Origin of the sequence: Micromonospora aurantiaca ATCC 27029 (assembly GCF_000145235.1) — a bacterium.
Classification (GTDB): Bacteria; Actinomycetota; Actinomycetes; order Mycobacteriales; family Micromonosporaceae; genus Micromonospora; species Micromonospora aurantiaca.
Map to the genome: position 1 here is coordinate 3447972 of NC_014391.1, position 20939 is coordinate 3468910.

General features: G+C 70.4%; 24 protein-coding genes. 8 read left to right on the forward strand and 16 right to left on the reverse strand.

Going from position 1 to position 20939, the window contains the following annotated elements; translation table 11 throughout:
* The first annotated feature begins 13 nt into the window (after positions 1 to 13).
* The gene (locus tag MICAU_RS15135; protein ID WP_013286199.1) at positions 14 to 523 is read left to right on the forward strand and encodes a pyridoxamine 5'-phosphate oxidase family protein; all 510 of its coding nucleotides are present in this window, start codon (positions 14 to 16) and stop codon (positions 521 to 523) included.
* 20 nt (positions 524 to 543) lie between these two features.
* On the opposite strand, the gene MICAU_RS15140 is transcribed toward MICAU_RS15135, so the two are convergent.
* Positions 544 to 1164, reverse strand: coding sequence for a class I SAM-dependent methyltransferase (locus tag MICAU_RS15140; protein WP_013286200.1), 621 nt, complete (start codon positions 1162 to 1164; stop codon positions 544 to 546).
* A gap of 73 nt (positions 1165 to 1237) precedes the next feature.
* A complete protein-coding gene (locus tag MICAU_RS15145; protein WP_013286201.1) occupies positions 1238 to 2179 on the reverse strand; it encodes a sugar phosphate isomerase/epimerase family protein in 942 nt (313 codons plus the stop codon).
* Positions 2180 to 2326: 147 nt separating this feature from the next.
* Here MICAU_RS15145 and MICAU_RS15150 point away from each other — a divergent pair, with 147 nt between their 5' ends.
* On the forward strand, positions 2327 to 2740 hold the full coding sequence (locus MICAU_RS15150) for an NUDIX hydrolase (RefSeq protein WP_013286202.1): 414 nt from the start codon (positions 2327 to 2329) through the stop codon (positions 2738 to 2740).
* On the opposite strand, the gene MICAU_RS15155 is transcribed toward MICAU_RS15150, so the two are convergent.
* Together MICAU_RS15155 and MICAU_RS15160 are read right to left on the reverse strand one after the other, a co-directional pair.
* Positions 2737 to 3627, reverse strand: a complete 891-nt coding sequence (locus MICAU_RS15155; protein WP_013286203.1) for an arginase family protein — start codon at positions 3625 to 3627, stop codon at positions 2737 to 2739. The genes MICAU_RS15150 and MICAU_RS15155 overlap by 4 nt on opposite strands.
* Positions 3628 to 3664: 37 nt before the next feature.
* On the reverse strand, positions 3665 to 4396 hold the full coding sequence (locus tag MICAU_RS15160; protein WP_013286204.1) for a class I SAM-dependent methyltransferase: 732 nt from the start codon (positions 4394 to 4396) through the stop codon (positions 3665 to 3667).
* A 200-nt stretch (positions 4397 to 4596) separates the two neighbouring features.
* Here MICAU_RS15160 and MICAU_RS15165 point away from each other — a divergent pair, with 200 nt between their 5' ends.
* Positions 4597 to 4944, forward strand: a complete 348-nt coding sequence (locus MICAU_RS15165; protein WP_157547412.1) for a hypothetical protein — start codon at positions 4597 to 4599, stop codon at positions 4942 to 4944.
* A 35-nt stretch (positions 4945 to 4979) separates the two neighbouring features.
* Here the strand turns inward: MICAU_RS15165 and MICAU_RS15170 are convergent, their stop codons facing one another.
* A complete protein-coding gene (locus MICAU_RS15170; protein WP_013286206.1) occupies positions 4980 to 6878 on the reverse strand; it encodes a DUF2075 domain-containing protein in 1899 nt (632 codons plus the stop codon).
* A 128-nt stretch (positions 6879 to 7006) separates the two neighbouring features.
* Entirely contained in the window at positions 7007 to 7342 is a 336-nt protein-coding gene (locus tag MICAU_RS15175; protein ID WP_013286207.1) for a nucleotide pyrophosphohydrolase, read from the reverse strand.
* A gap of 518 nt (positions 7343 to 7860) precedes the next feature.
* Here MICAU_RS15175 and MICAU_RS15180 point away from each other — a divergent pair.
* From MICAU_RS15180 to MICAU_RS15195, 4 genes are all read left to right on the forward strand, one after another.
* Positions 7861 to 10398, forward strand: coding sequence for a GmrSD restriction endonuclease domain-containing protein (locus MICAU_RS15180; RefSeq protein WP_013286208.1), 2538 nt, complete (start codon positions 7861 to 7863; stop codon positions 10396 to 10398).
* A gap of 29 nt (positions 10399 to 10427) precedes the next feature.
* Entirely contained in the window at positions 10428 to 11117 is a 690-nt protein-coding gene (locus MICAU_RS15185; RefSeq protein ID WP_174361712.1) for a DUF6308 family protein, read from the forward strand.
* Position 11118: 1 nt separating this feature from the next.
* Complete coding sequence (locus tag MICAU_RS15190) at positions 11119 to 11385, forward strand: hypothetical protein (protein WP_013286210.1); 267 nt, start codon at positions 11119 to 11121, stop codon at positions 11383 to 11385.
* Between the two features lie 638 nt (positions 11386 to 12023).
* Positions 12024 to 12383: a hypothetical protein gene (locus MICAU_RS15195; RefSeq protein WP_167545741.1), complete on the forward strand. Its 360-nt coding sequence runs from the start codon at positions 12024 to 12026 to the stop codon at positions 12381 to 12383.
* A gap of 69 nt (positions 12384 to 12452) precedes the next feature.
* On the opposite strand, the gene MICAU_RS15200 is transcribed toward MICAU_RS15195, so the two are convergent.
* The 3 genes from MICAU_RS15200 to MICAU_RS15210 are packed head-to-tail and all read right to left on the reverse strand — an operon-like array spanning position 12453 to position 15099.
* Entirely contained in the window at positions 12453 to 13112 is a 660-nt protein-coding gene (locus MICAU_RS15200; RefSeq protein WP_013286212.1) for a response regulator, read from the reverse strand.
* Positions 13109 to 14263 carry a sensor histidine kinase gene (locus tag MICAU_RS15205; RefSeq protein ID WP_013286213.1) on the reverse strand — a complete coding sequence of 385 codons (1155 nt, stop codon included), beginning with the start codon at positions 14261 to 14263 and terminating at the stop codon, positions 13109 to 13111. The genes MICAU_RS15200 and MICAU_RS15205 overlap by 4 nt, the downstream gene beginning before the upstream one ends.
* Positions 14263 to 15099 carry a CPBP family intramembrane glutamic endopeptidase gene (locus MICAU_RS15210; protein ID WP_013286214.1) on the reverse strand — a complete coding sequence of 279 codons (837 nt, stop codon included), beginning with the start codon at positions 15097 to 15099 and terminating at the stop codon, positions 14263 to 14265. The genes MICAU_RS15205 and MICAU_RS15210 overlap by 1 nt, the downstream gene beginning before the upstream one ends.
* A gap of 189 nt (positions 15100 to 15288) precedes the next feature.
* Here MICAU_RS15210 and MICAU_RS15215 point away from each other — a divergent pair, with 189 nt between their 5' ends.
* Positions 15289 to 16077 (forward strand): class I SAM-dependent methyltransferase, encoded by a 789-nt coding sequence (locus MICAU_RS15215; protein ID WP_013286215.1) that lies wholly within the window; start codon positions 15289 to 15291, stop codon positions 16075 to 16077.
* A 6-nt stretch (positions 16078 to 16083) separates the two neighbouring features.
* Here MICAU_RS15215 and MICAU_RS15220 read toward each other — a convergent pair whose 3' ends face one another.
* From MICAU_RS15220 to MICAU_RS15250, 7 genes are all read right to left on the reverse strand, one after another.
* Complete coding sequence (locus tag MICAU_RS15220) at positions 16084 to 16314, reverse strand: hypothetical protein (RefSeq protein WP_013286216.1); 231 nt, start codon at positions 16312 to 16314, stop codon at positions 16084 to 16086.
* Between the two features lie 285 nt (positions 16315 to 16599).
* A complete protein-coding gene (locus tag MICAU_RS15225; protein ID WP_013286217.1) occupies positions 16600 to 16920 on the reverse strand; it encodes a hypothetical protein in 321 nt (106 codons plus the stop codon).
* Complete coding sequence (locus tag MICAU_RS15230; protein ID WP_013286218.1) at positions 16920 to 18116, reverse strand: WXG100-like domain-containing protein; 1197 nt, start codon at positions 18114 to 18116, stop codon at positions 16920 to 16922. The genes MICAU_RS15225 and MICAU_RS15230 overlap by 1 nt, the downstream gene beginning before the upstream one ends.
* Positions 18113 to 18433: a type VII secretion target gene (locus MICAU_RS15235; protein ID WP_013286219.1), complete on the reverse strand. Its 321-nt coding sequence runs from the start codon at positions 18431 to 18433 to the stop codon at positions 18113 to 18115. Before MICAU_RS15235 ends, MICAU_RS15230 begins: the two co-directional genes overlap by 4 nt.
* Complete coding sequence (locus MICAU_RS15240; protein WP_013286220.1) at positions 18420 to 18821, reverse strand: YbaB/EbfC family nucleoid-associated protein; 402 nt, start codon at positions 18819 to 18821, stop codon at positions 18420 to 18422. The genes MICAU_RS15235 and MICAU_RS15240 overlap by 14 nt, the downstream gene beginning before the upstream one ends.
* Before the next feature lie 69 nt (positions 18822 to 18890).
* Complete coding sequence (locus MICAU_RS15245) at positions 18891 to 19526, reverse strand: hypothetical protein (RefSeq protein ID WP_244879764.1); 636 nt, start codon at positions 19524 to 19526, stop codon at positions 18891 to 18893.
* Between the two features lie 5 nt (positions 19527 to 19531).
* The gene (locus tag MICAU_RS15250) at positions 19532 to 20923 is read right to left on the reverse strand and encodes a pyridoxal phosphate-dependent decarboxylase family protein (protein WP_013286222.1); all 1392 of its coding nucleotides are present in this window, start codon (positions 20921 to 20923) and stop codon (positions 19532 to 19534) included.
* Positions 20924 to 20939: the final 16 nt, after the last annotated feature.

Below are 20939 nucleotides of genomic sequence, written 5' to 3' on the forward strand. Positions count from 1 at the left end.
TCGAGGACGCACCGTGCCGCTGACGAACCCCTGGCTGACCGGTCCGACGCCGACGAGGAAGCTGGACCGGGACCGCCTGGAGGAGCGCATCCTCAACCTGCTGTCGTCGCAGAACATGTGCGTGCTCGCCACGGCGGGGCCGGACGGGCCGCTTGCTACGCCGGTGCGCTACTACCCGCTCGACTTCACGCTGATGTTCACCGCCGCGCCACGCTCGCCGAAGATGCGCAACATCGCCGCCGACCCGCGGGTGTCGGTCGGCGTCTTCGCGCCGCTGGTCGGGCTGGCCAGCAGCCGTGGCGCGCAGGTGTTCGGCACCGCCCGGGTGCTCGGCCCCGACCACCCCGACCGGGCCCGCCACTGGGCCGCGTTCCGCTGGGAGAACGAGCACGCCGAGCGGGGCCGGTCGCTGTCCGAGCCGCCCGAGGACCCGCTCGTGGTGATCGAGGCCGACCGGATCGTCTACACCGAACACTGGCTGCGCCGCGAGGGCTACGCCCCACGCCAGCAGTGGCGTCGCTGACGGCGTTCCACCCAGGCGCGCTACGGGCCGGCGGGGGAGCGGGTGGCGTGCAGCAGGTTGCCAGCCAGGCGCAGGTCCGCGCCGCCGACCCTCGCGAGCACGTCGATCCGCTCGGCCGTCACCTGCGTCCAGAGCGGGTCGGGGAAGGCCGCGCGCAGCGTGTCCGCGTCCAGGCCCCAGCCCTCGCCCGCCTCCGGCGACACCGCCAGGACGAACACCGCACCACCGGGCGCGGTCAGGCGCGGCAGCAGCGCCAGGTAGTCGCGTACGGCGGCGCCCCGCCGGTCCAGCGAGTGCAGCAGGCCGGAGTCGAACACCGAGTCGTACGGCACCGGCGGCACCGGGATCGCCGTCGCGTCGCACACCTCGAAGCGCACCGGCAGGCCCGCCGCGGCGGCCTTGGCCCGGGCCTGGTCGATCGCCACCGGTGAGATGTCGACGCCTGTCACGTCGTGGCCGCGGCGGGCCAGCGCGAGCGCCAGCTCACCGGTGCCGCAGCCGACGTCGAGCACGCGCGGGCCGCGTACCCCGGTGTCGAGGACCGCGGCGAGCGCCGGCTGCGGGCCGCCGATCTCCCAGGGCGGGCGCTCGGCGTCGCGATAGAGGCGGTCGTAGTGGACGTCGTCCGGCTCGTCGGTCATCGCGTACCCCCTCGGTCGGCGCGGCCACCCCCGAGCGTGTCACGTCCGGCGGCGATCAGTGCCCCGTCGCGGGTCAGAACCGCAGGCGGCGCAGGTAGCGGTAGCCGACGGCAGCGGTCTGCTGCGGCGTCACGTCGGGGGTGTCGTTCTCCACGATGTACTCCATCACCTGGTGCCCCCGGAAGATCCGCGCGAAGTCGATCATTCCGGTGCCGAGGTCGGCCATGTCGCCGGTGGCCGGGTCGCGGTCCTTGACGTGGTACTGCAACACCCGCTGCGGCGCCGAGCGGATCACGTCGAGCGTGAAGCCCTCCGGGTCGTCGACGCCCTCGCCGGAGTTGATGCCGCCGGTGACCGCCCAGTAGATGTCGATCTCCAGGTGCACCAGGCGCGGGTCGAGTTCCTCGGTCAGCACGTCCCACGGCCGCCTGCCGTTGCCGAAGTCGATGGTGAACTCGTGCGCGTGGTTGTGGTAGCCGTACCGCAGGCCCGCCTTGCGCGCGGCGGCGGCCTCGACGTTCATCTGCTCCGCCCAGCGCTTCCAGTCGTCCTCGCGGTCGGAGTTCAGGTACGGCACCACCATGAACCGCTGGCCCAGCGTCCGGGCGTTCGCAATCTTCTGTTCCAGCGCGGCGGCGTCGGCGGCGATGCCGTCGTGGCTGGAGCTGGCCTTGATGCCGATGCCGTCCAGGAAGCGGCGCAGCTCCCGGGCGGTACGGCCGAAGTAGCCGAGCGCCAGCTCGACCCGCGGGTAGCCGATGCGGGCCAGGTGCGCCAGCGTCGCGTCGTAGCCGGGCGAGCCGTTGAGCGCGTCGCGGACCGTCCAGAGCTGGAGGCTGATCAGTTCCTTCGGCACCGGGCGCCGGCCGTGATGGTGCCCGCCGGCCTGGGCCGCGGTCGCGCCGAGCCCGGTGGCGAGCCCGATCCCGGCGAGCGCCGCCAGGGAGCCGCGCAGCAGGTCGCGCCGGTCCAGCGACTGCCGTAGCGCCGTCTGTCCGTCGAATCCGTAGCACATGGTCGTACTCCTTATCGCCTGTGCGCCGACGCTACAAAAGCCATGTCGATATGTCTATGGCTTTCGGTGCTTCGAGTCTGACTTTCGATCGGTGTGGCGGAAAGTCGGGGACTGTGCGTCGCCGGTGCCGCGTGGCAGGCTCGGGGCGTGGCCGCATACGACGTCGCTCTCGTCCTGCTCGTCGACCCGACCGGCGCCATCCTCATGCAGCACCGCGACGGCAACGCGCCGGTGTCTCCGTACCAGTGGAGCCTGCCCGGCGGCAGCATCGAGCCCGGCGAGACACCGGAGCAGGCCGCTCGGCGCGAGCTACGCGAGGAGACCGGGCTGACCGCCGGTGAGCTGCACCTGCTGTGGAGCGGCCCCCGCCCGCACGAGGACGGCTTTCCGCACACCGTCACCGTCTACGTCTTCCGCGGCGCCACCGACGCCCGGCAGGAGGACGTGGTGCTCGGCGAGGGACAGGCGATGGTCTTCGTGCCCCGCGACGAGGTGCTCGACCGCGACCTGGCGGTGAGCGCCGCGAAGGTACTGCCGCTGCACCTCGCGGAGACCGCCTAGCGCCCGGTCAGCGTCCCGGCCAGCACCCCGGCGAACCGGGGGAGCAGCTCGTCGTCGGGCAGATGATCCGGGTTGATCTCGGTGACCGACAACCCGGCGAACCGCGGGCTCGCCACCAGCTCCGCCAGCGTCGCCGCCGCCTCGCCGAGGCTGAGCCCGAACGGCTCCGGCACGTCCGCCAGCGGCGCGTCCACGAAACTCAGCACGTCCACGTCGAAGTGCACCACGAACCGTTCGGCCGCACCCTCGGCCACCGACCGGGCCCGGCGCGCCGCCGCCCGAGCGTCGGCATGCACCTCGTCGGCCGGCACGTACGCAAGCCCCAGCTCGGCCACCAGCTCGCGTTCGTGGTCACCGCGGGGCAGCGAGTCCCCGTACACCACCACCCGCTCCGGCGGCAGCAGCGGCACCTCCGGCCCGACGCCCGCCACCTCGGGCAGCGTTCCCGGCAGGCCGAGCATGTGCGCCAGCCCCATCGCGTCCAGGTTGCCGTTGGCGCGGGTCTCCGGCGTGTAGAGATCCGGCCCGCCGTCCACGTACACCAGCGCGGGCGACAGCCCGGCCCGCGCGCAACCCGCGACCAGGCCGACGGTCACCGTGCAGTCGCCGCCGAGCACCAGCGGCGCACGGCCCCGGCCCAGCGCCGCCGCGACCCGGTCGGCCACCGCCGAGGCGACGGCGGCCACCGCGCCCGCGTTCTGACCCCTGGGGTACGCCGGATCCGGCCGCCACCGGAAGCCCGGCACGTCACCGGCGTCCTCCACGTCGGCGCCCAGCTGGTCGAGCAGACCCGCGGCGCGCAGGGCGGCGGGTGCACGCTCGATACCCGGGGTGTGGGCGCCTGCGCTCGACGGCGCTCCGACGACCATCCACTGACGAGGGTCCATCGCCCCACCCTAACCTTGCTTGGGCCTGACGCCGGGATCAGCGCAGCACGAGCAGGTCCAGCGTGTCGACGACCGGACCGGCTTGGGTCCTTGCTGCTTCACGCAACCGCTGGACGCCCGCGGCGTACTCCGCGTCGGTGATGAGCTGAAGCGGCGTGTGCGCCTCCCGGCGCAGGCCGGCCGCCGCCTCCCGCAGCGACGGCGCGGTGACCTGCGGAACCTGCTCGACCGCCGCGGTGGCGAAACCGGCGGCGGCGAAGGCGGCCCCGACGTCGGCGATGCCCGGATACGTGTCCAGCACGCGGATCGCCTCGGGGAAGTAGCCGAACAGCGTGATCGCGCCGTGTCGTCCGGCGAACGCGGACCGGATCAGCACCGGGGCGCCCGGCCGCAGTACCCGGCGCAGCTCGCGCGCCGCCGCGGCCAGGTCGGGCACGTGGTGGATGACTGTGGACAGCCACGCGGCGTCGACGCTCCCGTCGGCGAGCGGGATGTGCGCGGCGTCGCCCCCGACCAGCGGCGCGAACGCGCAGCGGGCGCGCATCGCCGCCGACGGTTCGACGGCGACCACCTCGACGCCGGGGAACCAGCCGGTGAACGCCCGTGCCCAGCTGCCGGTCCCGGCGCCCAGGTCGAGCAGTCGCATCCCCGGGCGCGGTACGAGGTGCCGGGCGACGGCGGCACGCCAGGCCGTGAGACCGTCGTCGGTGAGGTGCCGGGTCGCGGCGAACGCCTCGGCGTCCGCGTCGTGGTACGCGATGCGGGCCATACCCGACAGCCAACTCCCCGGCGGGCCGCCAGGGCAAGCATTGTGACGCGTTACCTGTGAACCTTGGAGAGGGGCGGCGGGTGCGGTATCGGATCCACTTCGACGCCGAGCTGCCGGCGGACGCCCTTCGCCTGTTCCTGCTGACGGAGTAAGGCATCGCGCCGGAGAGCGTGTACGTCGGGCGGATCGAGGACCGGGCCGTGGACGATCCGCGCCCGGTGGCGATGCTCACCCCGCCCGACGGGGACGAGGGATTCGGCTGGATCCTCACCGGCGACACCGAACTGGCCGCCGCCACCGGCCACGGCGAGCGCGATCTCGCGGTCACCCTCGCCCGCGCGTTCGGCGTACGGGCGCTCGTCGACGACGGCAGCGTCCACCCCGACCGGTGGGTGCTGGTCAGCGCCGACGGCAGCAGCGGCCGGGTGCTGACCGACCCCGACGCCGCCGCCGACGGGGACCTGCGGATCGTGCACGCACTGGAACCGATCAGTGGGGAGCCGCAGCTCGCCGTCGTACCGCCGCCGGACTGGGCCCGCGACTGCTGACCCGGCCGTGCCCCGAACCGGCAATTCCTTGGGAACTATGAACCACCGCTCGGCTCGTAGATCGTCTCGAGACCACGTTCCACGCGGATCAGCGAGTTGAGCCATGCCCGGGTCTCGGCGTCCGTCGAGTACAGGATCGTGCCGCGCATGCCTCGCGTCATCAGCACCTTGTAGGTGTTACGGATCAGGCGGTCGGCCTCCGCGTCACTGAGCGACTTGCGGCTGCGGAATGCGGGGTCCTTCGACTCCGCCCGCTGGGTCACCAGCCGGCCGTCGCGGGCGACCAGGTCGGGTCCGAGGATGACACCGGACCACTCGTACTCGAAGCCCTGTGCGGTGTAAACGCAACCGACCTGGCCGAATCCGTGCGGATCGGTGGCCCAGAACGCGCTGCCCGGCGCGTCGCCGACGCTGCGGTCGCTCTTCACGTTCCAGGGACGCGCCCAACCACCGATCCGTACGTCGGCGACCAGGGACTCGTCCGGCAGCGGGTCGCTCCACGGCCAGCAGTACCCGGCCGACATCCGCGCCGTCTCCCCGGCCGCCTGCTTCGCGGCCAGGAACGCCTCCATCTCCTCCGGCGAACTCGCCAGCCGCAGGTCGAAGCGTCCGTCTCCGGCCCACACCGACGGCTTGCCGCCGTCGAGGCCGAGCAGGTCGACGACCCACTCCTCGTACGCCTCACTGCCGCCGCACCGGAACTGGTCGTGCAGCGACACGACCTCGACATCCAGATTGAGCTGTTTCGCGTACGTGGAGATGACCTCGACGTTCCCCAACTCGCCCGGCTTGACCACCTGGTGCTCGTCGAGCAGGAAGACCGGTACCCGGGCCGCGGCGAGGAGCTCGTCGATCTGCGGCCGGGCACGGTCCCGCTTCGCCTTCGGCGTGAACCGGTTGACCGAGGTCTCCCTGATCCGGTGCGCCTCGTCGCAGATCAGCACGTCGAGCCCGTTCCGCTCGGCGGTCATGAAGCTGTTGAAGTAACCGAACAGGTTCTTCAACCGGGTGGAGCCCTTGCCCGCGTAACGCCGCAGCGTCTGGGTGAACGATCGCGAACCCGTGGCGTGCATGACCGAGCGCTGCTGCCGGGCCAGTTCACCGAGCACCGAGAGTGCGATGACGCTCTTGCCGCTGCCCGGCCCGCCGGCCACCACCACTACCGACTTGCGGTCGGCGCTGCGCGCACGCTCCACGGCGTGCAACACCAGCTCGTACGCCAGGCGCTGCTCGTCGAGCAGGGTGAAGTGGGACCGGTCCTTCAGCTCGGCGGCGGCGTAGGACAGCAGGTGCTTGCTGGGGCGTACCGAACTGGTGAGGAAGCGGTCCGCGGCGGCTGCGCCGGAGCCGGGGGCCAGGTGGTTTCGCAGGTAGTCGAGGAACCGGCCGCGGCGCTGCTTGGTGAAGATCCGGCTCTGCTCCGTCGCCCGCCGGGCGAAGAGGTCGTCGACGTCGCGGTCGACGGCGTTGTGCAGGTAGGCGGCCCCGACGATCGGGTTGCGCGAATGGGCGAGCACCCCGAGGAAGTCCGCGAGGTATTCGCAGTAGTCCTCGACCTGCACGCCCGGATGCAGCCGAGGGGTGGCGGCGTGCTCGACCAGGACCAGGCTCTCTGATCCCTCGTACGACTCGACCCGGGACCACTGCTTCAACTCCACGACGACGTAGGAGTCCTCGGCCGTCTTCGGATGTGTTCCGGCGAGGACGACGTCGATCCGCTTGCTGGTGAGCGGGAGTTGGTACTCCACCAGCATCTCGACCTGCCCGAGACCCGCGTCGGCGAGATCCTGGGCGAGCACCGGCAGGCTCCGCTCCCAGGACCGCCGTTCGGAGGCGCTCACGTTGTGCCCGATGTGCTCCGCGATCCGGTCGGCGAGGGCGCCACCTGCCGCGTAGCGCAGCAGTCCGTCGGCGGAGGTGCGAAATGCTGACACGACTTGCCCCCGGGCAGCACGAAATGATCGTGCGCATGGGGGGCGTGTCCGGCGACGACCGGAAGCCCGTCGTTACGCGCTTGTACCGGGTGGACTGTAGCGGAGAGATCATTCTCCGGCACGCCCCGCTATCGCTTGGCCGCAGAACCTCTGACTTCTCCAGCCGGATAGCGGACGGACACCTCGGCCAACTTGGCGACTGCGGCCTCCGTCAGGTCGATGCCGAGGACGTCCGCCAGTCTCGTCAGGTAGATCATGACGTCGCCGATTTCCGCCCGCACACGTGCGCCCGCCTCGGGATCCGACATCACCGCACCGGCCTGCTCCGGGGTCAGCCACTGGAACTCGGCGACCAGTTCTCCGACCTCGCCGGCGAGTGCCATGGCGAGGTTCTTCGGCGTGTGGAACTGCTGCCAGTCACGTTCCTCCGCGAACGCCCGTACGTGGGCCGTCAATTCGTCCATACCCGCAGTCTGACACCGCGAGCAGGCGCGACACGTGAGTCCTGACTGGCCGGCATCGGGGATGTTCTCTCATCACGAGAGGAGCCGGGGGTGGAGGGTGTGCGGTGTCAGATCCACCTTGAGGGCGAGCTGCCGGCGGATGAATCTGTCGCTGTCGAATGGGCCGTCGCGGTCCGGCTGTGTCGAATACCTGCAGCGGCTCAAGCGGTGGCCGGGTCAGGCGTTCCAGGGTCGCTGGGGGCCGGCCAGGCGGAGTGCCTTGCCGGCGACATGCGGACTGGCGGTTGGCGTCAGTCCACATGTCCATATGGAGCCGCTGACCGTTGGGTCGTCCCGGCTGTACGGGGGAGGAGGCCCTGCACGTCCGCCATTGATGTTCCGTCAATTCGCTCGTGTCGCAAGAACGACAGACCTTTGTGAATGAGTTCTGTCGAATCGCGCCTATCGTGGGCTGCTCCGCGTAGGGGACGGTTCGTCCTGCTACCGCGAGACTTCCCGACGAGGCAAGGAGTCAGTGCATGGTCGCGGCACACGAGACGACACTGCGGGAGCTACTGGAGGGCGCGAAGCAGTATCGAGTACCGCTCTACCAGCGGACGTACTCGTGGTCTGAGTCTCAGCTCGGGAGGCTGTGGGAGGACATCATCAAACTGGCCGAAGATCGTGCCGAAAGCCCGAGTCTGACGCACTTCATCGGCTCGCTCGTGCTCGCTCCCAGCCCTACGCATGGGCCCTCGGTCTCCGAGTTCCTGGTGGTCGACGGTCAGCAGCGGCTGACCACCCTCTCGATCCTTCTCTGCGCTATCCGCGACCATCGGGCCGCTCACGAGGATCCCGACCATCGAAACCGGATCGACCCGGAATACCTGATCAACAAGTACAAGCCGGCGCATCGGATGAAACTCGTTCCCACCCAGGCCGATCGCGCCGCGTACGAGGCTTGCTTGGAAGCAACACCGCAGGCTGGTGGAAGTGACCGGGTGGGTGCTGCGTACCGGTTCTTCGCGGCGCAACTGGTCGCCGTGGACGACCCGGAAGACCCGCTGGACATCGAGCGCATCGAGGACGCTGTCATCTCGGGGATGGCGTTGGTCTCGGTCGTGGCCCAGGCCGGCGACAACGTCTATCGAATCTTCGAGTCGCTGAACAACACCGGCCTGAAGCTCACCCAGGCCGATCTACTCCGCAACTACCTGTTCATGCGGCTGCCGACACGGGGCGAAGCGGTTTATGACTCGTTGTGGTTCCCTTTACAGAAGCAGCTGAACTCCGGCGAGCTGGAGCAGTTGTTCTGGCTCGACCTGGTGCACCAAAACCCCGAGGTGAAGCAGACCGACACCTACGTAGGTCAGCAGGGCCGGCTCAACAGACTCCACACCGAGGTCGAGATCGAGGCCGAGGTACGTCGATTCTGCCGTCTCGGCGCCCTCCTGCGGATCATCCTGCATCCCGAGGAGGAAGGCGACCCGGAGGTACGACGGCGTCTGGCTCGGCTCAACGCGTGGGACACGACGACTGTCTTGCCGTTGCTGCTGCATCTGTTGGATCGCCGTAAGGAGGGAACGGCAACCTCCGGCCAGATCGCCTCCGCGATGTTGTATGTGGAGAGCTACTTCGTGCGGCGCCTCCTGATCGGCCGCGCTACCGCGAGCATCAACCGGGTCCTGCTACGCATCGTCACCGACATGCGAAAGGACCTACCGGTCGACGAGGCAGTGCGGGCATACCTGTCGGTTGGCCGGAAGTACTACGCCACCGATAGCCACCTGCGGGAGTCGGTGCGCTCGGTCCCGTTCTACCTGAACGGACGCGCGACGCAGCGCAAGCTGGTGCTTCAGTGGCTGGAGGAGTCATTCGGCAGCAAGGAGCCGGTGGCCCCGACGTCACTCACCATCGAGCATGTCATGCCGCAGAGCCCGACTGCGGAGTGGCGGCAGATGCTGGGCGAGGACCTGCAGGGCGAGGAGAGCTTCGCCGAGGTGCATGACGCTCTGGTACACACATTGGGCAACCTCACCCTGACCGGCTACAACGCGGAGCTGAGCAACAGTTCCTTTCTCGTCAAGCGCGCACAGCTCGGCAAGAGCGGGATTGCGCTGAACCGGGAGATCGCCGAGAAGAAGCGCTGGGGGCGGCCCGAGATCCACGCTCGCGCGGATGCGCTCGCGGAGCGCATCATCGCCACCTGGCCCGGCCCCACAGAGGAAGCGGGTAACAAGTCCGAGGTGCCTTGGGACGTCATGAACGCCGCGCTCGCCGCGTTGCCTGCCGGCTCCTGGACCTCGTACGGAGATCTCGCCGCGCTGATCGGCAGCCACCCCGTCTCGGTCGGTGCCCGGCTAGCGAACCATCCCGCGCCTCACGCGCACCGTGTGCTCCAGGCCGAGGGAGTGGTGGCACCGAACTTCCGCTGGCTCGACCCGTCCCGCACTGATGATCCACACGACTTACTCCGTGACGAGGGTGTCGAGTTCGACAAGTACGGTCGGGCCAGTCAGGCCCAACGCATAGGTGTGCTGGAACTGGCCCAGCTCGCCGGCATGCCGCAACAGGACGGGTCGGATCAACTCCTTCGGCCACGATCCCGCCACAATAGCTCCCTGGACGATCGCTTCCTTGAGCAGTTGCGCGACTTGCAGGACACACACGTCGCGCTTGGCACGGTCGCGGTGCTGGAAGCCTGGGCCGGCATGGGCGGCACCCTCCTCTACGGATCTGGAGGTGAGACGTCGTGCTTTCTCATGGCACGCGGTAAGGACCATCAGCTCGGCAACATCTGGCCTGCGACGATCTATCCGAGCGGGAAGTTCGAGATCGTGTTCCAACATCTCAGCACAAGGATCCCGTTCGATGACATCACGCTGCGTGAGCAGTTTCGCCAGCGCTTGAACGAACTGGCCGGCGTGAAGATCGCGGTCGCCAAGCTCGCACTGCGTCCCGGCTTTCCCCTCGACGTCCTGGCTGACGTGAAGACTCGGGAGGCGTTGATCGGGCACCTCCGTTGGTTTTACGACCAGGCCATCACCAACGAAGAGGCCGGGGTATCCCGGCATTGATGGCTAGGAATTCCATCGGGAAGGAAGGCATGCGCCAACCCCTCACCCTCGCGGAGATTCTGGCCGTGCTGGATGCACCCGAGTCGGTCACGGACCTCCGCCGCTACTTCCACGGGAGTGGAGATGCCGCGTTCACCGGAGGGCAATTCGACGCGCTGGGTGGCGGCGGATCTCGTCCCGAGGTAGCGCATACCATCACCGCCGAGGACATCATCGCGGTCGAGCTGCTCAGTGTGACCATCGGCCCATGGCAGCGGCTGGACCTCCTTCAGGGCCAACTTGGTCATGACGTGTCGGCGGCGTTGGCCAGCATCCCGGTCCGCGTCGAGTTGGGCGAGGACGCCGCGCTTGAGCACATCGTCGGCGGCGGTTCCGCAGATGCCGCATGGCGCCTGCTACGTGCTGCGACCGGCATCGAGAGGGTCATCGCGGGTAAGCTGCTCGCCCGGAAACGTCCGAGGCTCGTTCCGGTCTACGACCGCGTCGTCTCCTGCGCCTACCGTACCCGCAGCGGATTCTGGAGATGGCTGCATTGCAAGCTACGCGAAGATAGCGGGATATTGATGCAGCGGCTCGACGTATTGCACAAGGAAGCCGGGCTGCCCCCCTCGGTCAGCCGACTTCGGGTGCTTGATGTCGTGTTCTGGATGGGGCACCGCAACGACCACCTTCCCAATGGCTGTCTCGGCCTCACCGTGCCGAACTCGGGGGCCCGATAAGATGCGTAAGGTCACGGTTCACATTGACTGTGACAACGATGAGCGGTACGCGGACATCGCCAATGCCATCTGGGCCCAGATGAACGCCACCGGCTACAACTTCAGTATTTTGCTCGACTCCACGGCTGACGCTGCTGCAGTCGACAGGCGGTGGGACGAATACAGCGAAGTGTCCTGGGCGGCTGGCGGTCGGCGTGGCACCCCGCAGGCGGTCGCCGTCCAAGCGGCTCGCAACGTCGGCCGCCGCTCTGCCGGGACGAAAAAGTGACGGATCGCAAACCCAAGACCCGCCTGCCCGCCATCGTAGTCTGCGTCAACTGCGGCGACGAAGTCCACGGTCGGGCGGGCTCACGCGGGCGCGGCCCAGACATCGCGTGGTATGCCCACTGTGGACGATGTGCTGCCTTGGTGATAGAGCGGACAGAGCGCCTCCATCTACTGCCGGAGCGCACCGGGGTGGACCTCTACCGCTGCCGAAACTGTGGCTCTCACCGGATCGGTCGCACCAGTTGGCGCACCCGGTGCCATATCTGTCTGGACGAGCGGTCGGCAGGCCACGCTCTCGCGTCCGGTGAGCGCCTATTGGCCCGCCCCCTACACGAGCCCGACCTCGCGGATCAGGTTCGTCGATTTGCCGGTCTCACGTCCATGGACGTCATTCCCGCGTGCGCCGCCGCCGAGTTCCAAGCCGCGTTCGCTCTTGGCATGGAGCTTGACCGGTATCGCCGTGATGGCTGGAGCGACGTCACGGGAGACGTGCACGGATTGCCGTGGTGCGGCGGACGGACTGGTCCCTGGTCCCATGGCACCTGGGGCGTTCACGACCGATGTGGATCCTGGCAGCGGCTCCGTGACCGGTCCTGTCCGCGGTGTCCCGCAGAACCTGGCGACCGCTCGTTCGCCGCCTTGCAGGACAGCACATACCTGCTTTACCTGGTCCGGCATCGAGGCTTGCTGAAGTTCGGGGTCGGCGGCGTGCGCCGGGTACGGCAGCATCTCTCGGCAGGTGCGGAACTGATGGAGGTCATTGAGGGGCGGCACGCCGACGTCATCGCCGCCGAGGCGACTCTCAAGCGGCAGAAGAAGGAAGCAGCAGTGCCCCTGCGAAAGTGGCGGACCTGGCGGATGCCGGCGTCGTTCGGCCGAGGAACCGAGGTGGTACGGGCCGACGTTGAGATCAAATTGGCCGACGTGATGACCAACGGCCGTGACGTCACCGTCCGCTTCGCCACCCGAGAGCGGCGGGCTGACGCCGAGTCCGGGTGATCGGGCTGTCCTCCGAGAGTGGGAACCTGCTTCGGAACGCTGATCCGCGTCGAGTCCTCACGCCCCCGGTCAGGTCACCAGGCCGGTGCGGTACGCGTACACCACCGCCTGCACCCGGTCCCGCAGGTCCAGCTTCGTCAGGATCCGCGACACGTACGTCTTCACCGTCTCCTGACTGATCACCAACCTTGCCGCGATCTCGCTGTTCGCCAGCCCGTCGGCGATCAGCCGCAGCACCTCCAGCTCCCGCGGCGTCAACCCCACGTCCGCCGGCGTGCCCTCGGCGGGACGGATGCGCGCCGCGTACCGGCCGACGAGCTGCCGCGTCACCTCCGGCGCCAGCAGCGCGGCGCCGGAGGCGACGGTGCGGATGCCGTGCAGCAGCTGCGCCGGTGGGGCGTCCTTGAGCAGGAACCCGCTCGCGCCGGCGCGCAGCGCCTCGTAGACGTACTCGTCGAGGTTGAACGTCGTCACCACCAGCACCTTGACCGGGTGGGCGACGCCCGCGCCAGCCAGCAGGCGGGTCGCCTCGATGCCGTCGAGCACCGGCATGCGTACGTCCATCACCACCACGTCGGGCCGCAGGCGGCCGGCGAGGTCGACAGCGGCGCGGCCGTCGCCGCACTCACCCACCGCGGCCATGTCCGGCTGCGCGTCGATGATGGTGGTGAATCCGGTACGGATCAGCGCCTGGTCGTCGCAGACCAGCACCCGGATCGGCGCGGTCACGGGGCGCTCCCGGTGGGGATGCGTGCGCGGACCACGAAGCCGCCGCCCGCCCGGCGTCCCGCGTCGAATTCGCCGCCGAGCAGCGTGACGCGCTCGCGCAGCCCGGCGAGGCCGCGTCCGCTTCCGCCCGGACCCGCGGCGCGCGTGCCGGGGCCCTCCGTGCTGATCTCCACAGTGATCTCCCTGTCGCCATGGTGTACGTGCACAGTGGTGGGGCGGCCGTGTGCGTGTTTGAGGGCGTTCGTCAGCGCCTCCTGGACCACCCGGTACGCGGCCACCTCCGCGCCGCCGGTCACCTCCGCCGGGCTGCCCTCCTGCGTGAACTCCACCGGCTGCCCGGCCTGCCGGGTCTGCTCCACCAGGGCCTGCAGTTCGCCGGCCGAGGGTGTACGCGGCTCCGTACCGTGGTCGGGGTTGAGCACGTCGAGCAGCACCCGCAGGTCGCCGATGGCGCGGCGGCCGGTGTCGGTGATGGCGGTCAGTGTGGTTTCGAGCCGGTCGGGCGCGGCGGTCAGGTAGCGGGCCGCCTCGGCCTGCACCACCATCGCCGTCACGTGGTGGGTCACCACGTCGTGCAGCTCACCGGCGATGCGCGAGCGTTCGGCGGCGCGGGCGGTCTCGGCGACGTGCCGGCGACGTTCGGCCTCGGCGAGGCGGTTCTGCCGCAGCCACGACCCGGTGCCCCAGGCGAGCGCCAGCAGCAGGTAGAACGTGGTGAAGCCGACCACACCCTCGGCCGACCCCTGCCGGTCGAGGGCGACTGCGAGCCCGACGTACGCGAGGGAGCCCACGAGCACAGTCGTACGGCGGCCTCGGTCCAGGTGGGCGCCAGCGCTCAGCAGTGCGATGGCGAGCGCGGTGCCCGCGAAGGTGTGGTAGGCGCGTACCTGGTCGAGCGCGAAGCCGAGCGACACCAGGGCGAGGGACAGCGCCGGACGGCTGCGGCGCAGCGCCAGCGGAAGGCACTCCAGGGCGATCACCACGACTGTGAGCGCGTCGAACGGCCGGGCGGGCAGATCGCCGAGCTGCGTACCGATGCCGCGCAGCGGTGGGGTCACTGATGCGAGCGCGATCACCAGCGCGAGCGGGAGATCCCGGACCGTGACGGGCCAGCGCCGCCACGAGTCCGGGAGCATCCGTCGGGTGATCATCAGGAGACCGTAACGCTCTCCGCTGGGGCCTCGGCCGCGCGGCGGCGCCGCGTCACGATGTGGCCGCGGCGGTGGGCCAGCCAGAGGAAGACCACTGTCAGCACCGCCCCGGCCGCCACCGTGTAGAGGCTGCCCTCCGGCCCGAAGTCTCCGCCGCTGAGCAGCGTCGAACCCGACGTGCCGGCGTCCAGCAGCCCCGCCGACTCGCCGTTGCCGGAGACGACGACGCTGAAGACGCCGCCGGCGGCGAAGTTCCAGCCGAAGTGCAGGCCGATCGGCACCCACAGGTTGCGGGTCGCGGCGTAGCAGGCCGCCAGCATGAACCCGGCCTCGATCGCGATGGCTGTCGCGCCCCACAGGCTGGCGTCCGGGTTCAGCAGGTGCATCAGGCCGAACAGTACGCCGGTCAGCAGCAACGAGAGCCACGTACCGAGCCGCTCCTCGACCAGGCGGAACAGCAGGCCGCGGAACATCAGCTCCTCGGTCACCGCCGCGGCGGCCATGAACCCGAAGATGCCCACCGCGCCGGACACCGAGCCGAGACCGTGCACGTGGTAACCGCCCATGAGGGCGATGTTGACGATGACCGCCGCGAACATGGCGAACCCGATCAGCACCCCGCGGTTGAGCCTTGCGGCCGCGCCGTCCCGGGCCAGCTCGGTGACCTCGCGGCGTTCGGTGCGGCGCACCACCCACCCGTACACCATGATCGCGGCCGCGGCGGTCGCGACGCCGAGGATCAGGCTGAGCCAGGCGTTGTCCTGTGCTGCGACGACCGCCCGGCTGCCGACGAGACTGACCGCGACGACGGCCAGGAGCTGCTTCACCACGCGCATGACGATTCCTTCGAGAGGTCCGCGGCCGGAGCGCCGCGGTTCACCTGGAACGCTATGGATTCGCAGGCCGGGAATCGTCACCGTGCGGTGGACATTTGCGGGTAGCTCGCACGGGGGACAAGCGCTTCGGGGGCCTGCCCTCAGCAGAAATGCTGGCTCGGAGACGACTGGGGCGGGCAGGCTGCCGGCATGGCGACGGGCTTCGGCGGTGAGGTGGCGACCTACTATGCGCAGCATCGGCGCGGCTATCCGCCCGAGGTGCTCGACGCCCTGGCGGCAGCCTTCCAGCTCGGTGCCGACGACACGTTGGTGGACCTCGGTTGCGGCACCGGTCAGTTGAGCATTCCGCTCGCCGACCGGGTGGGCGCGGTCATCGGCATGGATCCCGAGCCGGACATGCTGGCGATCGCCCGGCGAACCGCACTGGACCGGGGGACCGCAAACGCCACGTGGATGCTCGGCGGTGACGGCGACGTGCCCGCGTTGTCCCGGTTGCTCGGCGGGCGGACGGTCGGTGCGCTGACCGTCGCCGTCGCCATTCACTTCATGGACCGCGACGCCCTGTTCACGGCGGCCCGGCCGTTGTTGCGCCCCGGCGGTGGCATCGCCGTCGTCACCAACGGCGAACCGCTGTGGATGCAGGACACCGAATGGTCGGCCGCACTGCGCGGCTGCCTGGAACGGATGCTCGGCCACCCGGTGACCGGACGATGCCAGACCGACGAGGCCGGGCGTCGGCGCAACCGGGAGGCGCTCGTGGGTGCCGGTTACCGGTACGAGGAGACGTCGGTGCGGTACGACGCGCCGCTCACTGTCGACGACATGGTGGGCGGCGTCTTCTCCGCCATGTCGGCCGAACGGTTGCCGTCCTCGCGGCAGCGGGCGACGTTCGCCGCCGACGTGCGCGACGCCCTCGGCGGGAGGACCGAGGTGATCGAGAACGTGCGGGTCTGGATGCAGTGCGGCGTGCTCGACTAGGGCTCGCTAACTCGCGAAGAGCATCCGTTGCGGAAAGTCGCCCCGGTCGCGCCAGGCGTTGACGATCTTCGCGGTGATCGCGCTCGCGGCGGCGTTGAAGTCGCCGTCCTCAACTCGCGCCTGCAAGGTCTGCGGATCGATGACGAGAATCCGGTCGAACCTGTCCTCGAACCCGAACTCGTAACGCACCTCGTCCGCCGGGGCCTCGATCCGGCGGGCCGCCACCATCATGCCCATGTCGCTCTATCCGAACCTCACGCAACTCGTAGTCGCAACCGTTCTTGAGGTCGAGGGCGCGCAGCGTCCGTCGTCGCCCCTTTTGCCCGATCCGGCGGGCAAAGGGCGACCTCGAGGGCTGAGTCCTCCGGTCATATCAGAGAGTCCGACTTCGGCGGCGCCGATCCGCTCGACCTCGTCCGGCGTGAAGGCCGCGCGACTGAGGGATTCGCCGTCCTGATTGGTGACCTTCACCTCGTAGGCGAGTTCGGGCCGGTGGTACACGTGCACGACGGCCAACCGTCCTTACTCCACCGGCAGCCTGTAGGTAGCGGCGACGAGTTCTCGAAGATGTGCCACCACGTCGGGCTTCTGGTTCGTCTCCGGCAGGTGCTCTTCGCCCGCCGCCACCAGGCCAGTGCGCCAGTGGGCGACGACCTCGCGCTGGGCCTCCGGCGACAGGTCCTGCAGCCAGAATGAGCCGAGGTTGTTCTCGATGATCTCCTGCAGATGCTCAGCGGCACGTCTGTCCGACAGCCGGGACACCAGGAACTCCAGTGTCCAGTCGAACAGGCCCCCGGTCGCTGTCCAGTCGATCCCGGGCCGGAGGACGATGAGGCCGGCCATTACTTCCCCACGATGAAGATACGCGGGCCGAACCCGCGATCGGCTATGAACTGCTCGACCATTGCTGTCTGCTGTGCCGAGAACCTGGAGACGTCGACCGGAACGAGATCGGCCTTCTCCAGGTGCCTTTCGATCTGGTACTGAAGTTGTGGCCACTGCCGGTCGAAATACTGGCCGGGGAAGTTGCCCACCGCATCATAGGTGCGTCCCGCCTCGTCCACCCAGTCCGCCGAGGAGTCCGACGGCGCCCGTCTAAGCCGCACTCCGAGGTGCTCTTCGACCCGGACCGCCGTCTCGGCCTCGGCCGGCCGAAATCTCCCGGTCGCAGGATCCATGCCCAGATCGCGAATCCGCTGCGCCTCGTCTACTTTCGAGGGCCGGGAAAGGTCCGCGTCTCCGCCGGGCTTCGACGGGCCGGCCGTCGGCTCCGGTGAACGGTGGGTCAGTCGGCTCAGCGCCTCCCTGAGCTTGCCGATCAGCTCACCCAGCCGGCGCATCTCCGGCATCAGCCGCCGCAGACTCGCCAGCAACCCCCGCAGCAACCGCCCGATCCGCGCCGCCCACGACGCCACGGTCGTCGTCACCTGCTCGACCACCAGCGGCGTCGCCAGCCCTGCCGTGGCGACCAGTTCGGCCGCGTACACGATCAGCCGGGACACGCAGGCGGCGATGGCGTCGCGGACCAGCAGCCGCACGGCCGCGACCAGGCCGGCGGCACCCTCGGTGATCGCTGCCATCACCTCGGCGCCCTGCGCCAGCCCGGTGACGGCCTGCTGCTGCTCGGCTGCCCAGCGGCGGTAGCCGGTGGCGGCGGCGCCGGTCCAGCCGGTGACCTCGGTGCGTACGGCGTGGGCCAGCTCGGCGGCGTCGTCGCGCAGCGACGCGGCGACGTTGCGCCAGGTCTGCGCGTGCGCGGTGATCTCGGCGGGGTCGCCGGCGAGCCAGTCGAGGGCCTCGCTGAGCGGCTTGACGTGCTCGATGAGCCAGGCGATGCCGTACTGGAGGAGGATCCCGGCGGGGTCGGACACGAGGGCGAGCGCGTCGAGGCCGGCGCTGACGACGCCGAGGCTGCTGTCGATCCAGCTGCCGGTACGGACGCCCTGGGCGATGAGTTCGATGTCCTCGCAGATCCACACGCCGGCCCAGGGACTCGGTCCGGAGTCCGCCGCGGCGGCGACCAGCGGGTTCGTGGTCACCGCCGCTGCCGTACCCGGTCGAGCAGGTCGGCGGCGTGCGTGTCGGAGGCGCGGTAGCGCTCGGCACTGACGCGCACCTTCTCGGCGGTGTCACGGACGGAGGTGGCGGCGGTGCCGATGCCGTCGGTGAGCGTCCGTTGGAGGTCGTCGAGCAGGACCGGCATGATCGCGCAGAGCTGCCCGTACGCGTCGGCGCTCAGCCGGACGTGCTGGCCGGCCTGCCGGGCGGTGTCGATTCCGTCGGCGCAGCGGACGAGGTGGGCGGCGTGCGCGGTCAGGTCGTCCGGGTCGACCTGGAGACCGTCACCGGGCGGCATCCGGCGTGCCCGGGTCGGGGGCGAGCCGCCGCTGGTGGGACTCGATAATCGCCCGCGCGGCCGGGTCCTCCGCGCCGAGTGTCTCGGTGGTGGCCTCGGTGAGCCGTCGCAGCAGGTCGGCGCGGGCGTCCCCTGTGACGGCGAGAATCTGCCGGGCGGTGTGTGCGGCGGAGTGCTGCCGGACGCGCTCGTCGAGTCGCAGGCCGGTGAGCAGCCCGGACGCGTCGACGGTGACCTCGACCAGCCCGTCGGCGCTGCGGGCTGTGCCGGTCAGCGCCTGTGTGCGGGCGGACAGGTCGCGGGCCCGCGCCGCACGGCCGGCCAACGACGACTCCCACTCGTCGAGCCGTCGTGCCGCCGCGTCCAGCGCGGCCTCGTCCGCCCACATAGCGACCCTCCCCAGGGGACAGTGGTGAGCGTCACGCTACCAACCGATCGCGCTGCGTGTATGCCCGGTTCAGCCCTGCAACCGCTGCGCCCAGTACACCTGCCCGTCCGGTCCCATGTAGACGAGCGCCAGCAGCAGGTCCGGCAACGTCACGGGCGCGGTGGCGATCGGGTGTACCCGCTCGTGTCTCTCCAGGTGGGGAAACCGGACGACGAACGTCAGGGGTGAGGCGGCGGCGTCGACGATCCCCAGGCGGCTGCCGACGCTGAGCCACTCGTGCTCGCTGACCCGGATGTCGCCCGCGCCGCGCAACCACGGGTAGCGGTCGGGGATCCTGTTCTCCACACCGGCGCTGCCCATGCCGACGCTCTCCTGCGGCGCGGCCACCGCGAACACCGACGGCTTGAGATCCGTGCGCTTGTCGATGAGGAACAGCGCGAAGTACCCGCCCTCAAGCGGTGCCGGCGGCTTCTGCCACGACACGCGGCCCAGCACCAGCTGGTCACCGTCGGACGTCACCGGCGCCTGGTACGCCGGCCCGAGAGCGGCCTGCGCCTCCTCGTAGCCGACGAACTCCAGGGACGAGCGGAGGTGCAGCGCTTCCGGCCCGTACGGCGGGTGCTGGTGCCACCAACGCCACCCGCCGACGGCCACCACGGCCAGGACCAGCACCGCCACCATCGAAGCCGCCCGCCGCCACGTCACGGTGCTCAGTGAACCAGCTCGCCGCCGATCCCGTGAGCCAGCCGGGCGATCGCCGCCACCGACCGGTCGACGTCCGCCTCCGTGGTGGTCGCGTTCGACACCGAGATCCGCATCAGCCGGCGTCCCCGCCACGTCGTCCCGCCTGCCCAGCACGTCCCGTCGGTCTGCACCGCGGCCACCACCCGGTCGGTGCGCGCGTCGTCGCCGAACCCGACCAGCACCTGGTTGAGCACCACGTCGTTCACCACCTCGAACCCGGCCGTGCTCAGGCCGTCGGCGAACCGCCGGGCCAGCGCACAACACCGCTCCACCAGCGCGGCGACGCCGTCGCGGCCCAGCTCCCGCAGGCCCGCCCAGACCGCGAACCCACGGGCGCGGCGCGAGGACTCCGCGGTCAGGTCCGCGCCCGCGGGCGCACCGCCGGAACCCACGAGGTACGCGGCCGCGTACGACATGGCCGCCGCGTGCACGTCGGGCCGGGCGCAGAACGCGAACGCCGTGTCGTACGGCAGGTTCAGCCACTTGTGGCCGTCGCAGGCCCACGAGTCGGCCGTCTCCAGCCCGTCCACCAGGTGCCGGGTGGCCGGACTGGCGGCCGCCCACAGCCCGAACGCGCCGTCCACGTGCGCCCACCCGCCGTGCCGGTGGACGAGGTCGCAGGCGCGGCGCAGGTCGTCGCACGCACCGGTGTTCACGTTGCCCGCCTGCAGGCAGACGATCGTCGGTCCGGGACCGGCGTCGCGTAGCGCCGCCGCCAGCGCGTCCGGGTCGATCGCGCCCTGCGGGCCGGTCGGCACCGGGCGCAGCGCGTCGGTGCCGAGGCCGAGCAGGCGCAGCGACCGGTCGATGGTGGCGTGCCGTTCGGCGCCGGCGAACACGCGGACCGCGGGCGCGCCGGTCAGGCCGCGCCGTTCCACGTCCCAGCCGGCGTCGGCGAGCACCTGGTGGCGGGCGGCGGCGAGCCCTGCGGTGTTGGCGGCCTGGCCGCCGGTGACGAAACCGGCCGACGCGGTCGCCGGTATGCCGAGCAGCTCCTTGAGCCAGGTCCCGGCGGCCGTCTCGGCGGCCACCGCGGCGGGGGAGGTGACCGCGTTGAACGCGATCTGGTCCCACCCGGCGGCCAGCATGTCCGCGGCGGTCGCGGCCGGGGAGGCGCCGCCGACGACGAAGCCGAAGTAGCGCGGCCCGGCGGTGGCCACGAGTCCCGGTTCGGCGGCGGCCACCAGCTCCGCGAGGACCCGCTCGGGCGGCGTGGGCGCGTCCGGCAGCGGGCCGGCGAACGCCTCGTTCAGCACGGCCTGGTCCACGGGTACGCCGACCGGCCGGTCCGGCAGCGACAGCCGGTAGTCGGCCGCGTGGTCGGCGGCGCGCCGGAACAGGTGCCTCAGCTCGTCCATCGCCGCACCCTAGCCG

Bases quoted from the DNA above. Each gene is read 5' to 3' on its own strand.
- MICAU_RS15140 (WP_013286200.1), bottom strand. From the start codon at position 1,164: ATGACCGACGAGCCGGACGACGTCCACTACGACCGCCTCTATCGCGAC.
- MICAU_RS15145 (WP_013286201.1), bottom strand. From the start codon at position 2,179: ATGTGCTACGGATTCGACGGACAGACGGCGCTACGGCAGTCGCTGGAC.
- MICAU_RS15155 (WP_013286203.1), bottom strand. From the start codon at position 3,627: ATGGACCCTCGTCAGTGGATGGTCGTCGGAGCGCCGTCGAGCGCAGGC.
- MICAU_RS15160 (WP_013286204.1), bottom strand. From the start codon at position 4,396: ATGGCCCGCATCGCGTACCACGACGCGGACGCCGAGGCGTTCGCCGCG.
- MICAU_RS15175 (WP_013286207.1), bottom strand. From the start codon at position 7,342: ATGGACGAATTGACGGCCCACGTACGGGCGTTCGCGGAGGAACGTGAC.
- MICAU_RS15180 (WP_013286208.1), top strand. From the start codon at position 7,861: ATGGTCGCGGCACACGAGACGACACTGCGGGAGCTACTGGAGGGCGCG.
- MICAU_RS15185 (WP_174361712.1), top strand. From the start codon at position 10,428: ATGCGCCAACCCCTCACCCTCGCGGAGATTCTGGCCGTGCTGGATGCA.
- MICAU_RS15190 (WP_013286210.1), top strand. From the start codon at position 11,119: ATGCGTAAGGTCACGGTTCACATTGACTGTGACAACGATGAGCGGTAC.
- MICAU_RS15205 (WP_013286213.1), bottom strand. From the start codon at position 14,263: ATGATCACCCGACGGATGCTCCCGGACTCGTGGCGGCGCTGGCCCGTC.
- MICAU_RS15210 (WP_013286214.1), bottom strand. From the start codon at position 15,099: ATGCGCGTGGTGAAGCAGCTCCTGGCCGTCGTCGCGGTCAGTCTCGTC.
- MICAU_RS15215 (WP_013286215.1), top strand. From the start codon at position 15,289: ATGGCGACGGGCTTCGGCGGTGAGGTGGCGACCTACTATGCGCAGCAT.
- MICAU_RS15220 (WP_013286216.1), bottom strand. From the start codon at position 16,314: ATGGGCATGATGGTGGCGGCCCGCCGGATCGAGGCCCCGGCGGACGAG.
- MICAU_RS15225 (WP_013286217.1), bottom strand. From the start codon at position 16,920: ATGGCCGGCCTCATCGTCCTCCGGCCCGGGATCGACTGGACAGCGACC.
- MICAU_RS15235 (WP_013286219.1), bottom strand. From the start codon at position 18,433: ATGCCGCCCGGTGACGGTCTCCAGGTCGACCCGGACGACCTGACCGCG.
- MICAU_RS15240 (WP_013286220.1), bottom strand. From the start codon at position 18,821: ATGTGGGCGGACGAGGCCGCGCTGGACGCGGCGGCACGACGGCTCGAC.
- MICAU_RS15250 (WP_013286222.1), bottom strand. From the start codon at position 20,923: ATGGACGAGCTGAGGCACCTGTTCCGGCGCGCCGCCGACCACGCGGCC.